Source organism: Synechococcus sp. PROS-7-1, from assembly GCF_014279795.1.
Lineage (GTDB): Bacteria > Cyanobacteriota > Cyanobacteriia > PCC-6307 > Cyanobiaceae > Synechococcus_C.
Genome location: NZ_CP047945.1, coordinates 2,348,853 through 2,362,535 on the forward strand (window position 1 = coordinate 2,348,853; position 13,683 = coordinate 2,362,535).

At 53.3% G+C, this 13,683-nt stretch carries 14 protein-coding genes; 5 read left to right on the forward strand and 9 right to left on the reverse strand.

Going from position 1 to position 13,683, the window contains the following annotated elements; all coding sequences use genetic code 11:
- Nucleotides 1-16: 16 nt before the first annotated feature.
- From SynPROS71_RS12790 to SynPROS71_RS12800, 3 genes are read right to left on the reverse strand one after another with little or no spacing between them, the layout of a single operon-like run.
- On the reverse strand, nt 17-1,678 hold the full coding sequence (locus tag SynPROS71_RS12790) for an AarF/ABC1/UbiB kinase family protein (RefSeq protein WP_186595547.1): 1,662 nt from the start codon (nt 1,676-1,678) through the stop codon (nt 17-19).
- A 17-nt stretch (nt 1,679-1,695) separates the two neighbouring features.
- Nucleotides 1,696-2,010, reverse strand: coding sequence for a hypothetical protein (locus tag SynPROS71_RS12795; RefSeq protein ID WP_186595549.1), 315 nt, complete (start codon nt 2,008-2,010; stop codon nt 1,696-1,698).
- 57 nt (nt 2,011-2,067) lie between these two features.
- The gene (locus SynPROS71_RS12800; RefSeq protein WP_186595551.1) at nt 2,068-2,664 is read right to left on the reverse strand and encodes a hypothetical protein; all 597 of its coding nucleotides are present in this window, start codon (nt 2,662-2,664) and stop codon (nt 2,068-2,070) included.
- A 236-nt stretch (nt 2,665-2,900) separates the two neighbouring features.
- Between SynPROS71_RS12800 and SynPROS71_RS12805 the strand changes: the two genes are divergently transcribed.
- Nucleotides 2,901-4,457: a site-specific integrase gene (locus tag SynPROS71_RS12805; protein ID WP_186595553.1), complete on the forward strand. Its 1,557-nt coding sequence runs from the start codon at nt 2,901-2,903 to the stop codon at nt 4,455-4,457.
- Here SynPROS71_RS12805 and SynPROS71_RS12810 read toward each other — a convergent pair.
- From SynPROS71_RS12810 to SynPROS71_RS12815, 3 genes are all read right to left on the reverse strand, one after another.
- Nucleotides 4,454-4,684: a hypothetical protein gene (locus tag SynPROS71_RS12810; protein WP_186598113.1), complete on the reverse strand. Its 231-nt coding sequence runs from the start codon at nt 4,682-4,684 to the stop codon at nt 4,454-4,456. The genes SynPROS71_RS12805 and SynPROS71_RS12810 overlap by 4 nt on opposite strands.
- A 208-nt stretch (nt 4,685-4,892) precedes the next feature.
- Complete coding sequence (locus tag SynPROS71_RS13805; protein WP_222929532.1) at nt 4,893-5,075, reverse strand: hypothetical protein; 183 nt, start codon at nt 5,073-5,075, stop codon at nt 4,893-4,895.
- Nucleotides 5,069-5,668, reverse strand: coding sequence for a recombinase family protein (locus SynPROS71_RS12815; RefSeq protein WP_186595555.1), 600 nt, complete (start codon nt 5,666-5,668; stop codon nt 5,069-5,071). Before SynPROS71_RS12815 ends, SynPROS71_RS13805 begins: the two co-directional genes overlap by 7 nt.
- 285 nt (nt 5,669-5,953) lie before the next feature.
- Between SynPROS71_RS12815 and SynPROS71_RS13810 the strand changes: the two genes are divergently transcribed.
- Nucleotides 5,954-6,244 carry a type I restriction-modification system subunit M N-terminal domain-containing protein gene (locus SynPROS71_RS13810; RefSeq protein ID WP_255442198.1) on the forward strand — a complete coding sequence of 97 codons (291 nt, stop codon included), beginning with the start codon at nt 5,954-5,956 and terminating at the stop codon, nt 6,242-6,244.
- 1,152 nt (nt 6,245-7,396) lie between these two features.
- On the forward strand, nt 7,397-7,831 hold the full coding sequence (locus SynPROS71_RS12825; RefSeq protein WP_186595557.1) for a hypothetical protein: 435 nt from the start codon (nt 7,397-7,399) through the stop codon (nt 7,829-7,831).
- Between the two features lie 1,697 nt (nt 7,832-9,528).
- On the opposite strand, the gene SynPROS71_RS12830 is transcribed toward SynPROS71_RS12825, so the two are convergent.
- Nucleotides 9,529-9,759, reverse strand: coding sequence for a hypothetical protein (locus SynPROS71_RS12830; protein ID WP_186595559.1), 231 nt, complete (start codon nt 9,757-9,759; stop codon nt 9,529-9,531).
- Between the two features lie 587 nt (nt 9,760-10,346).
- Between SynPROS71_RS12830 and SynPROS71_RS12835 the strand changes: the two genes are divergently transcribed.
- The gene (locus SynPROS71_RS12835) at nt 10,347-10,793 is read left to right on the forward strand and encodes a hypothetical protein (RefSeq protein WP_186595561.1); all 447 of its coding nucleotides are present in this window, start codon (nt 10,347-10,349) and stop codon (nt 10,791-10,793) included.
- Nucleotides 10,794-11,290: 497 nt separating this feature from the next.
- Here the strand turns inward: SynPROS71_RS12835 and SynPROS71_RS12840 are convergent, their stop codons facing one another.
- On the reverse strand, nt 11,291-11,536 hold the full coding sequence (locus SynPROS71_RS12840) for a hypothetical protein (RefSeq protein WP_186595563.1): 246 nt from the start codon (nt 11,534-11,536) through the stop codon (nt 11,291-11,293).
- A gap of 217 nt (nt 11,537-11,753) precedes the next feature.
- Nucleotides 11,754-13,046, reverse strand: a complete 1,293-nt coding sequence (gene argJ / locus SynPROS71_RS12845) for a bifunctional glutamate N-acetyltransferase/amino-acid acetyltransferase ArgJ (RefSeq protein WP_186595565.1) — start codon at nt 13,044-13,046, stop codon at nt 11,754-11,756.
- Here argJ and coaE point away from each other — a divergent pair.
- Nucleotides 13,045-13,641, forward strand: a complete 597-nt coding sequence (gene coaE / locus SynPROS71_RS12850) for a dephospho-CoA kinase (protein WP_186595567.1) — start codon at nt 13,045-13,047, stop codon at nt 13,639-13,641. The two genes, argJ and coaE, sit on opposite strands and share 2 nt — an antisense overlap.
- Nucleotides 13,642-13,683 lie beyond the last annotated feature (42 nt).

Sequence of the window (13,683 nt, forward strand, 5' to 3'; positions counted from 1 at the left end):
CAAATCAAGCTTGTTCTCAGCGCTGGGCTGAGGACAGGCTTTCAAGCCGAGCGTCCTTACGCAACTTCACTTGGAGTTTGAGCCAGCCCATCCCAACAGGAACAGCTGCACCCAGAGGCAACAGTGCCCACAGCGGCCGAGCGCTCGCACCCATCAATGCCGCAGCCACGGCCAACCCCCCCAGCACAACCGACTGACCGATGGAGTGTTGAGCCGTCACCATGCGACGGAACTGTCTGTCGGACTCGCCCATGCGGATCTGCAGTTGCAGATCGCCCTGCTCCAGGCGCTCCAGGCTTTCATCGAGGCGCCGGGGGATCCCCACAGCGCGGGAACTCAGGGCTCCCACCTGACGGCCGAGCTCATTGAAGAGATCATTAGAACCGGATCCACTGGATGTCATCAGAGGCAGTAGATAGGGCTTGGCAATCCCCACCAAACTAAAGCCAGGATCAAGGCTGCGGCCTACACCCTCAAACGTGGAGAGTGCCCGCATCACGAAGATCATCTCCACCGGCAGCCGGAAGGGTTGGCCGTACACCAGTTCATAGAGATCACCGGAAAGCTTGTCGATCACATTGGCGCTGAACGGAGGCGTGAGGGCATCACGGAGCATCAAACGCACCAGACGGCGCACCGGTCCCACATCCACATCACCGGCGATCACCCCCGCCGCCTGCATCTCCTCGACCAGAGCGGCCGCATCCCTCGATGCCGCGGCACGAACCATCGCTCCAAGCCTCCGGCGCAGACGCTCGGACAGCTGCCCCATCATTCCGAAGTCGTAGTAGATCAGTGCCCCATCGGCTGCAACGGCGAGATTGCCGGGGTGGGGATCGGCGTGAAAAAAGCCGTACCGCACCAGTTGCTGGAGATAGCTGGCGGCTCCAATCTCAGCAACTTCACCAGGATCAATTCCCGCTTGAATCAACGCGGGGCGATCGTTGATCTTGATGCCTGGTAAGTAATCAAGGCAAAGCACCCGCCGGGTGCTCAATTCCCAGATCACGCCGGGCACGCGGATCCTGGACTCATCGAGAAACTGCTGGCGGAACCGTGCCGCATGCTGCGCTTCAAGGCGGAAATCCAACTCCCTGAGAAGCACACGCCTGCACTCCTGGGCAATCGCCACCCAATCACGTCCTCGCCCCCATTGGGGGTGACGCTGCAGAACAGCCGCCACCTGTTGCATCACCTCCAGGTCCAGGCGGAACACGGACTCCAAGCCGGGTCGCTGAATCTTGAGCACCACCTGACGGCCGCTGCGCAAGCTGGCGCGATGCACCTGGGCCAGGGAGGCCGCTCCGAGCGGCTCTTCATCAAGATCGATGATCTCGGCGCAGCGGGCACCCAGTTCCTCTTCCAGCAAGGCCTGGGCCTTATCAAATGGGAAAGCCGGCACCTTGTCTTGAAGATCAGCCAGCTCGGCCACCCAACCCGCAGGAAGCACATCCGGGCGGGCCGATAGCAACTGCCCCAGCTTGATGAAGGCAGAACCAAGCTCCAGAAGTTCGCGAGTGAGCCAACGGGCCCGCTGCTGCTGGCGCTGTTCCCTGCGCTCTGGTGTAGGCCCACCGGCGTAGGTCCAGCCCTGCCCATCCCACCAGAGGAGCACAAGCAGCACGACAACAGCTCGCCAGATGCGCAAGGCACGGAGGGCGCGACGCCAGGGCGCCATCAACGACACCAAGCGACTCAAGTGTGCTCCTCCAAGCGGTTGTCGAGGTCTGCGACCTGGGCCCTCAGGCGATCAATGCGCTCTTGCAGGGATTCATCCGACGGATCCGTTGGCGGTTGGGTGCCCTGGGATTCAGACAGATCGCTCTCTTGATGCAGCCGCTCGGCCTCAGCTCTCACCTCTTCCTGAAAGAGATCCCACTCCTGGCGAATGCGTTCGGGGGCATCCTGAACAGCAACCGCCATGCCAGCGGCAGCATCCGCTAACCCCTCTCCAATGCGGGCAACCAGGCGATTGATGGTCGCGCGCAGCAAGGCATCAGGTGGCGTCATGGCGATCTGCCGATGCGCAAACTGTGGCAGATCCCTCCCTCATCTGGTGAGGCTGATCTACGGATTGGGTGGTGCCGTGGGCGGCGTTGAAAAGGCCTGGGGATCCTCGAACGGTTGAGGATTGACCGGCGGGGCGGGGCTTTCGAACAGACCTGGATCCTGCGCATCAATCACTGGATCAGGAAGCGGTGCAACGGCGGTTTCCGCAGGCGTCTCAGGCTCCAGCTCGGCTGCAGGGAGCTCAACAGCAGGGGCAGCCACTGGCGTTGCCGTCCACGCGGGCTCCGTCAAAACGGGCTCAACCAAAGCAGCCTGCTGCTCGGCGTCCCGACGTTCAGCCTCGGCAGCGATGGCCGCAGCCTGCTCCTTGGCCTGCTCGAGCTTGCGTTGTTCTGCTTCCACAGCTTCAAGCGCCGCCACATCGCCCATCAACGCTTTGTCCTCGCCGTAGCGACGTCTCAAAGCCTCGAGCGTCTCACCGGGGAAGCCCTGCTGGCGGAACGCTTCCTGCTGGGGCTGCTGCCAAGCGGCCCGCATCAGCACAACGCGCTGGGTGATGCCGTATCCCAACGCAAAACAAGCCCCGGCCACCAAGGGACCCACCCAGAACCGTGGGCGTTTGGGGCGTTGCAGCTCAGATGCGGAGGGGGCCATCACTGGAACTCAAAGGGTCAACAACACACCTGACGGTGGGCCCCATCCTCGCCCCTGAACGCCAGGAGCGCATCCAAGGCTGCAATCAGGTGGTGTAATCGGCGTTGATGCGCACGTGAGGCAAGATCCCAGTCTCTGACTGCATTGTTTGCCATTACAATAGGTGTGAGCAAATTGTGAGCATCGGTCGTCGCCTAGTCAAGGCAAGCGATCTGAGCGAATCGCGTGAGCAACCCGTGAGCAAAGCACTCGACAACACGACCCCAAAACGGATCCTTGATCGCTGCGACTTACAAGGCGGCAGGGCAAACAACGCTTATGTCTTTAGAGACGGACAACGCGGCGGTCGCTGGTGCCTCTACTTCATCAACAAAGAAACAATGCAGCGCCATCGTTTTGTCTTGAAGCGGAGCAACGGTCGCCTCCCATCACCCACTCCAGACGGTCTAGATGACGCCTTGGAACTTGCGCTGGAGAAGTTCATTGAACTGAAGGGCAAAACCGACCGAGGCGAAGCGGTACGGGCAATGACCATCGCTGAGATGGTCACTAGATTCTTGGACAAAGAAGAGGGGCGGATCTCCAATCGCCCTCATGAGGGCATCACCGCTGCGCGTTACAGACTGCTCAGAAACCAGGCGAAGCACTTCCTGGAGTTCTGCTGCAGGAAGAACGGACCAGGGGCGAGCAAGCAGGTCCATCTCCTAAGGCGGAGTTTTCTGGAGACGTACCAGCGGTGGCGTGAAGACACGACAGGCGAGAACGACAAGCAAGGGAGAAAACTTCCTCGCCCGACAACACTCAATGCTGAGTTCTCAACGATCAGGAGGATGTTCAAGGAAGTCCCTTTACGTCATGGATACATCACTGGCGACCAGATGCCAGAGATACCCAGAGCGAAGGTTCCGAAAGATAAGTCTCTGCGCCGATCATCACTCAGCGAAGAGGAATGGATACAACTCGAGAAAACATCGCGCCTCTACTGGACACAAGGAATCAGCAGGTATTCAGCGACTGGAGAACCGCTTGGGTACAAACTCATAACAAGAGGTCAAAACAAAGGAACGGAAAGCAATACGCCCATCACAAGAAACAACCTCTTTGGAGTCAACAAAGACAAGCACGCTCGCCAGTCAAAGAGGGCAACTCGACAAAAAGACCACCGCCTGATGCTGTACCTGGCGATGAGGATATCGATGGAAAGTGGCATCAGGATTGGTTCGCTTCGCCAAATGCGCTGGTCGCACATCTCAGCGAATAAAACACTTAGCAACGAAGATCAGAAAATCTGGTGCTTGATTGAAGTGCCAGCAGAAAATACAAAAACAGGACGACACTATGAACTAAGCGCGCCCTGCGCCAGACACTTAGAACACCTAAAGCGCCTGACGAAAGGCAAAGACGACGAACTTCTTTTCATCAATCTGAACAACAGGAAAGCATTATCAGATCGTATCTGGCGCGATGGGTTACTGGAGATGCTCGTTGAAGCAGGTTTGGCGAATTGGGCAGAAGACGACAGCAACAACTGCAGGAAGGCAGAGGTGAAATCGGGAAAGTCACTGTCTTGGTATTCGTTCCGACACACTTACATCACCCTTGCGCTGGAACGAGGCGTTCCAATCGCCACCGTATGCTCCAACTGCGATACGAGCATCCAGTACGTGCAGGAGCACTACTTCCACTATGACGCCAAGCGCGCCACTGAGGCACTCATCACAGGACGTAAACGAGTACCAAAAGGGGGGTTCAGCGCCGACTGGATGAAAGATCCCTATGTCAAAGAGGACTAGGGAGAGACGAGATCCAGAAGGTTTCCATCACCATCAACGATGCGGAACCGCTTTCCTGTCGCCGCTGCGCGCGCCTTGGCAGTCCTGTAGGCATCGCCTTCGTTGTGCTTCTCCTGGTAGCGATGCCATTTGCCGAACTGATCCTGGTATTGGAGGACGAACTTCATCTGAGCGAGTGCTGGAGCGGTGAGGAGCAGGAGCAATAGGGGGAGTAGCAGGAACCTCATCAGTCGCCCGTCAAGGTCTTGACTTTGATGGATCCACTTCATGGAGGACTTCTCCGTCCTCGCCCAGGACTCGGGTCCTCCTACCAATCATCCTGGCGATCCTGTTCGCTTCTTTTGGGGCGACCTCTAACGACGGCGCTGAGGCGTGGAGGTGCCATTCTATGAAGGGATTCAGTTCTTGGACGCGGAACTGGTCTCCTGCCATCCCTCACTCGCCCTCCAAAACTTTCTCAACCACTGCGTCCTTCACCCTGTCCTGAAAGGTCCTGCCGTCTTGCTCAGGGGCAATCACATTCGCAGTTGATCTCAACAGGTCTGCGGTGATCTGCCTTACCTCTGGGTTGGTGAAGAGAAGGAACCCCAGACCGACTCCTATGAGGACCTTCAGCACGACATCGCCTCCTGTTCGGCAATGATCCGACGGATCGTTGAGAGCGCCAACCCTGTCTGTTCCCTAATGGAGCGATAGGAGCAACCCTCTTCTCTTAAGCGCAGCACCAGGCGCTCCTTTGCCTGATTGGTTTTGGGGCGTCCGCCAATGCTCTGACCAGTTGCCTTCCTGTGCTCAATGCTCTCCATCACTCGGTCTCTGGTCATCTCCCGCTCTACTTCATTCAGACCAGTCAGCAGACCAATGAGGACAGGTGCCATCTTTCCCATTGCCTTGGTATTTACCAGTCCATCCAGGGTGCGGACATGAATGCCCTTCTCCTGAAGGTCATGAAGACGATTGATCACCTCCCGTTGCGTCCTCCCAAGTCTTGAGAGGGCAGTGATGACCAGTTCGTCGCCTTCCACCACCGCATTGAGTGCTGCCTGTAGTTGATGGCGGTCTTTCTCTGGCGTGCGAGTGCTGACGATCTCTTGGAAAACCACAGCGCACCCTGCATCCTTCAGCGACTTGACCTGGACTTCCAGACCCGCTGCCTGCTTGGTGTCGCCACCGCCGCTGGTTCTTGCGTAACCAATGCTTCGGGAAGTCACTGTTCCAGAAAGGGTTGTTACAGAAAGAATAACAACAGAACACCATTATTGGAACACTCAGATCTCAGTTGCAGCGATTTGGGTTTGATGTTCTCGTTTCCGATCGGTTGTTGGAACACCCGAGTCCATGCGTCTTCTGCAATGACCGTAGAAATCCCCCATTCAGGGGAGGCACACTCGCACTGATGGATCCAAAATCAGGACAGGTAGAAGACCTCCGTGACGGACTCGGCGAATAACCCTCTTGCTCAAGGCGCAGACCAAGAACCTGCTGGTCTGGATGACTTGCTGGCATCTGTCATCTCAGGAGAAGACGAGCAACCCAAAAAGCGAGGGCGAAAGAAGAAGGTCGCTGCTGCTGAACCCGAACCGACCTTCCAGATCGGTCAGAAACTGACCTTCTCCCAACTGGAGTCGTTCCTCTGGAAGAGCGCAGACATCCTGCGGGGAAGCATGGATGCGTCCGAGTTCAAGGACTACATCTTCGGGATGCTGTTCGTGAAGCGCCTGTCCGATGCCTTTGAGGAGGCACGAGAAGGAGTCATCGCCTGGTGGATGGTGATGGGCGCTTATTAGATTTGATAGATAGTTAGTATTGAGTTTGAAGAATTTCTTTGTTGATAAATCGCCTAAGCAAAGTCCGACTGCGCAATTTCCATTTGCAATCGCTGGGAGTTGCCCCAATCACAAATGAATAGTTGCCAGAGGGATAGCGACCTTTGATCTTGAGGTGACCATTCTTGAGAACAGTCACCTCTCCATCAATGGTGTATGGGCGAAGGGTATTGACTACTTCCGAGAGGAACCCTTTGCCATGCTTGAAGATTACTCTTCTACACTGAAATAGGAGTATTCCAACAGATCGGTATCATTATCAACACGACACTGCTGTAAGTATTTTACGGGATCTGTGACATCTGAGGGGAGGTGGATCTCGCGATATTCCGTCACTTTGGTCCATTGGATATCACCCCCTCCCCTAGGAGTGAATGGCACATAATGAGTAAAATCGTAACTCCAGAGTTTGTAAGCAGTTTGCGCGTCCATAAATGCCTCCGTGGGCGTAGATTTGATATTGCTCTAAACCTGAGCAGGTATAGGTATTTCTAGCGGTTTTTGCCGAACAACTGAAGACTTACTCCCTAAGAACTAAGTCGCTGGGGCGTCTTTCGCTTGTGGGGTTATTATAGGGCATCCCCCCCTGACCCGTCAACCCCTTCTGGGCAAATTAGTTGAGACACAAGTAGTCACAAGGGTTCCGATTGGGCACCCCAGATGGCGACTGAGATCCCACCGTCTCAAATCCAGAAAAGGCAAGACTCATTCCAGGGCAGTGCTTTCTGCTCTTTTACCTAACCCTTACTGATAATCAAAGGCAATGCTTACTTGTCCAAGCATCTCAAGATCTCCCGCTAAACCCTGATAACAACGAGAGAGGAGATCTGTCAGTCAATATCATGGTAATTGCCCTGGGCATCGGTATAACCTCTGAACCTGCCTCGCTTTGATGGGTTGTAGGTCCTGGAATACTCCACGGGGTATCGCTTTCCATAGGCGTTGGTGAAGGTCCTAGCGTCCCTGCTGACACCAAGACCAACCCTTTGAGTGGTGGAGGCACCAGATTCCCTTGACGCCCCGTAGAACCGCCGTAGAAGCGTTTGGAGGTCATAAAGGACACCTTGCAAAACAAAGGGACGACTATACAATTAATCTGCAACCTATCCAACGATGAATTCAGGAATTAATTTTATCGCGTTAGCAACAGCAGGTATGCTCCTTGCTTCCTGTAACGCACATGACTCCAAGACCAATGGCAGTACGTCAAATCCTGACAGTACAAATCCTCCGAACGTCGTAAAAGTGCTGGATAGAGTCGTCTGTTCTAATAATATTACTTCATGCCCTCAGGAAGTTATCAATAAAATCTGGGGGATATGCCTCAAGAATGGTTTTTCGGAGGCAATGCCTAACCGCGAGGTGTTGTCATCTAGAGACATACAAGATCTAGTTTCAGAATCAGAAACTATTACCAAAACACGCCCAACCGACTACCAGACAACTGATGAGAACGGAATCGTTAAAGATGTACAGGGTGAAGAGCAATACGACGAAGAAGTTACCACCAAGGGGGTATGCATTGGTTCAGAATATATTCTCAAATAGGTTTGGCAATCTTTAAATCATATAATTGATATCGCCCAATGAGTCGAGTCCTAACCGACAACCATCCACCTACAAACCATTGAATTGTTCAGACTTTTTAAATTTTGAGATGACGTAGTGAGTAACAGTGAGTAACAAATTTCCGGTATATGAGAATTTTTCTCTATCGGTAGACAACCAATAAAGGGGTCTGAGAACAAATTGCCGTCTACTCGGAATTGTCCAGTCGCAATTAACTATGGTCAAGCGTTCCTTGTAATTGGAAGCATAATCTCCAGTGTATATATTAAAGAGTTTACCAGTCTTATCCACAAGTTTATTCCCATCATGGGCGGGATACATCATCCCCGTCTCTCGTTTTATGCTAGTGTCATAATAAGTTCCAGCAGGATTCCCGCCACTCTCACGAGCGCAATTAATAGAGCAATCGATGTCGACTGGATTCGGGTACTTGACACCCGATTTTCGATCCAAACATTCGTAATAGTCCTGTTGCTTAGTTCCATAAAATCTCGGATTAAGACTAGGATTATTGATATTAGTCCAGGCATCCCATTTCGCAGTTTTCAAAACACAGACAATGTCTGGAGTGGTAAAATTAATATTTCGATTGTAGACGAGATTGCGGAGGGTCTTATGCATATTTATCTGATCTGGATCACCGCTATAGGGAATAATGTAGAAGGACCTATTACCGAGAATCAAGTTACTCTTTGAATACGAAAGAGACTGATTAGAAGGGCATACATATTCCGCCTTTACCTGAGAAACAAACGATCCGACTGCGACCATGCAAAAAAACGTGCGTACAGTTCTAGAATTGGGCATATGCACATCGAGTGGACTTTACTAGTCTAAATCATGGTAATTGCCCTGGGCATCGGTATAACCTCTGAACCTGCCTCGCTTTGATGGGTTGTAGGTCCTGGAATACTCCACGGGGTATCGCTTTCCATAGGCGTTGGTGAAGGTCCTAGCGTCCCTGCTGACACCAAGACCAACCCTTTGAGTGGTGGAGGCACCAGATGCCCCTTGACGCCCCGTAGAACCGCCGTAGAACCTCCTACTGGTCATGAACGAGACATCATCAAACTTCAGACCACGTTGCTTCCTGATGCTTGTTGCCTTGGTCTTTGCCTGATCAAATCCTCTTGCTGTTCCAAGGACTGCTCGTGTCTTCTTGTTGAAGATCACGAACTCAGCATTTGGGTTGTAGTCCTCACATAGATCCAGGAACTGTTTAAAGGTAATCATAGTGGCAACTTCTTATTCGCTTTTGCTAACTTCTCATGTGATGCAGTGACTGCATCTAGATAACCAAAGAAGTCGTAAAAATCAGTTTTCGTGAGGATCACTTTGATCCTGTCTTCAATTGATTTAGGGATGTTCCTTTGTGCCATTTCTGTTCTTCCTGTCGTAGCATTCCATAACCTTTTTCACTGCTTTACGCTTTCTGCTTTCAAATACCCTTATTCCTTCTTGCGGATTGTGAGGATTGGGGTAATACCTTGACCGACCATGCTTTCTTGGGTCAATCGCTCGTGGATTGATCTGATCCCAATTTTGCAACTCAGGGTCATCCTCTAGATCTTGAATGTAAGAACCATCTTTGATCTTGTCCCTAAGCGTTTTGATGATCCCACGATCCTCTAAGTATGCCTTGTACAAGGTCTTTATGAAATCACTGTATGTGTAACTCATTTGCTTACTCTTCCAATTCCAAGAACGTGGATTAGGTTCTGCTCGTAATCTTTGTACTCAACCTGGAACAGTTCCATCTTGAGTTTTGCGATCTCATCGCAGATGTAGTTGTAAGTGTCTCTGTTGTCAGGTGTTGGTCTGCCAGCAGTGTCTCTATCAACCCTATCTCTCTTCTTGATTAGATGATTGATTAACTGTTCCTTCTTCTCACGTTCTGCATTATTCATTTTTTCTAGATCTTGTGTTTTTGTTGTGGGAAGATAAGTTCATCAACGATCTGAAGCATTCTTTTATAAGAAGCAGACCTTCCAAGACCAAAGTGCTTCATGACCCGTTGCTCTTTTCGCATTAGGTCTTGTTCATCTTCCTTGAATGACAGATGAACCTTGTGGGACATCTTGGGCACAAAGGTGTGCTCATTCTTTTCACATTTAATTTGATCATAAAGTGTGGAATTTCTCATTTCAGTCTTTCCTTCAGTCCTGTGTTGAGTGCCTAAGGGCACATGCTCTGAACTATTTATCAAACTTTTTTAATGCTACGCGGAACCCTTGAGCGCCCCAGAAGAACTCTAAATACCCTAAAGAACTACAAGTTGTGTTTCATCGGTCTTACCGATATTTATACACGATTTTCTCTAGTTTGTCAAGAACTGTGTGAAATAGGTGATACCTAACATCCACAGTCCCTTGGGAAAGTGCTTGACAACTAGCAGAACTTAGTGTTACAATATATCAACTAGAAGTTAGAAATACTGCTCTGTATGACTTATCACGTTTCCCATACACCTCAGCAACTGCAAGGGATCTACAAGTTGGATGAGTTGCTTTTGACCCAGGCACCATTCAGTCTCGGGATCACCCCAAGAGTGAATACCCCATATCGCTGCATCTGCCCTTATTGTGATGGTCACCACAGTGGCAAAGCGAAAGACAGAACACGAAAGGTAACTGGCAGCATCTTTAAGCATCAGAACGGCGAGGGTTACTGCTTCAAGTGCATTGCTTGCAAAGAGTTCCGCAATTCCATGTACCTGCTCGCTCTTGAGAACTTCCCGAACGGTGAAGCGGTTGCTGATTGGTATGCGACCTATCGCTGGGAGAGGTTGGACCGTGCTGCTGGGCATGGATGGTCCTGCCCACTCCCTAAGAAGGTCGCTAAGTCGTTCGCAGAGGCACGGGCGAATAAGTCCTTGTCCAAGAAGGCGGGTGCTTCTGCGAAGGTTGCGGCAGAGATGTTCCTGCCCCCTCGTAATGCTTGAGGTTTCACAAACCCATTGACCACGTGGTCATCAGAGTGTCTTGTTGAGTAAAGAATGAAGGGGAGTTATTACCTGTCTGTCTCCTGCTCCCCGAACCAGGGTTTTACGAGGGTCAGAGGTCCTCGAAGAACTTATATAGAGAGAACCTTGGCGTCTCATCAAAAGGAAGAGACCGCACAAACTGATTCAGATTCCAAATCACATACTTCTGATAGTTCCTTCCAGGGGATGAGCAGAGGGTAAAGGATCTCTGCTCACCCCCATAGGAAGCAACGCAGACAGGATGCCCTGTCTTCTTACGCATACGGAAGGTTCCTTCATCAGCAAGGTCCCGCAGATAATCCTTAATTCTGCGATTGACGGTTGCTGTATTCATTTTTCAGGACTCAACTCAAAGTAGTAGATACCTTCTGAGAAACCCAGTCTTTAATCTGAGAGAACCCAGACGACAGAGCAAGCACTCAGAAGGGTCTGCATTAGTGCGTCACCAGCACTCGTCAAGCAACATCATCCTCACCTTCTTCAACAACTTCAGCATCGAAGTAGTTTTCAAGATCAGCAAAACCATTGTCGTAATCCAATTCGTCCGTATCAATCTTGAAATCAGCAAGACAGTTTTCACGGATGTATTGGATCAAATCTTGCTCATCAAGACCAGCAGGCGCTTGGACATTCATACGGGCAGGAAGAAGAACAAATACCTGCCAAGACACAGAGTAAGTAGTGAGTTCGTTGTTAGTCATTTTTAATCGTTGGAGAAAGGAACATTTAGACATTGGTTGTTCTCGCCAGAGCAATGATTTCAGTGGCGTTTATTCAATTTGAGCGTTGAACAAGGACGCAAATCACTTGACTCAACAGAATCAATATATGTCGATTTACGTTGCGTGTCTAGCGTGAGCATGGTGTGAGCAGCATCAAAAGACCTCTCACATTGACTGCAACAACTAAACTTATTGCCTATGTTGTGTAGTCGGCGTTGATGCGCACGTATTGGTCGGACAAGTCACATCCCCAGGCCAGGCCCTCTCCGGCCCCGGAACCAACGACAAGACGAATCTGGACCGAATCATCCACTAAGTAGCGGCCATAGGCACGCTCACTGAGATACGCCGAAGCAGCTGAGCGATCAAACACCAGGGGTTGGCCCGCTGCCATCAGTTGATAGGGCCCGATCCAGAGGGCAACGGCGTCAGCCTCAAAGGCCACTCCGGAACGACCGGCCGCCGCCACGATGCGGCCCCAGTTGGGGTCACGACCATGCACGGCCGTCTTCACCAGCGAGGAGCCACAGATCGTGCGCGCCATCTGCAGGGCTCCGGCCTCAGTGGAGGCTCCCTCCACCTGAACCTCGATCAGACAGGTGGCTCCTTCCCCATCGCGGGCGATCGCACGAGCGAGATGTTGTGCCACCAGAGTGAGTCCTTCCTCCAGCTTGTCCTCACAAAACTCCGGCAGGGACTCACCGGCGCAGAAGGCCAGCACGGTGTCGTTCGTGCTGGTGTCGCCATCGACGGTGATGGCGTTGAAAGAGCGTTCTACCGCCCGCTGCACCATGGCTTTCCACGTCAGAGGGGGGACGGCCACATCGCAACTGATGGTGCCGAGCATGGTGGCCATATCGGGGTGGATCATTCCTGATCCTTTGGCCATGCCACCAATGCGCACAGTGCGGCCAGCGAGTTCGGCCTCAAAGGCGATCTGCTTCTCCACCAGATCCGTGGTGAGGATCGCCTGCGCTGCGGCGGATCCCCCCTCCGGGCTCAGCCCGTCCACCAGAGGATCCAGGCCTGCCAACAGCACCTCCATCGGGATCGGCACACCGATCACCCCCGTGGAACAGATCAACACCGCCTCCCCATCCACACCCAGGCGATCCGCCAGCGCCTGGGTGGCGCGCTGGCTGTCGATCAAACCGCGATCGCCTGTGCAGGCGTTGGCCTGACCGGAATTGATCAGCACCGCCCGCGCCTGACCGCCCCCGTCCTGCAGTCGTTCAGCGCAGAGATCCACACAGGCGGCACGCACCACCGACCGGGTGAATGCCCCTGCGCACACCGCACCCTCGGGGGCCAGCACCAAGGCCAGATCAGGCTTGGCAGAAGCCTTCAGGCCAGCGGTGATCCCTGAGGCCTGAAATCCTGTCGGCGCGGTCACCCCCCCCGCCACCGGCAACCAGTCGGACGAAACCCTGCGAGCGGCGTCAACCACGGCTGTACGCGAGACACTGAAAGCATCCTGCCGCCGCACCATGCCAAGCCAACGCCGGATCGGTCTCACCGGCGGCATCGCATCGGGCAAAAGCAGCGTGGGGCGCTGGTTGAGCGACCACGGACTCCCGGTTCTGGATGCCGATCGCTATGCCCGGGACGCCCTCGCCCCGGGCAGTGCAGGCTGCCAAGCCGTGCTGGCGCGGTACGGACCCGCTGTAGCTGCCCGTGGGGCACGAGCCGACGTGGTGGAGCTAAATCGATCGGCCCTGGCCGACATCGTGTTCGCCGATGCGGTGGAGCGCCGATGGCTCGAACGGCTGGTCCACCCCCTCGTCCGGCAGGCCTTTGACACCGCTCTCGGCGAGCTGGAGCTCACACCAGCGGTCGTGCTGATGGTTCCTCTGCTTTATGAATCCGGCCTGGAGAGCCTGTGCACGGAAGTGTGGGTTGTGCGCTGCAGCAAGGAGCAACAACAGCAACGGCTGATTCAGCGCAACAGGCTCTCGGCTCAGCAGGCCGATCAACGCATCGAGGCGCAATGGCCGCTGGCACGCAAATGCCTGCTGGCGGATCAGATCATCGACAACAGCGGCGAACCGGATGCGTGGCAAGCCCAGGTTTTGAGCTTGCTGTGAGCACAATCACACCACCTCGGGATCAAGGTCACGGGCTGCAGC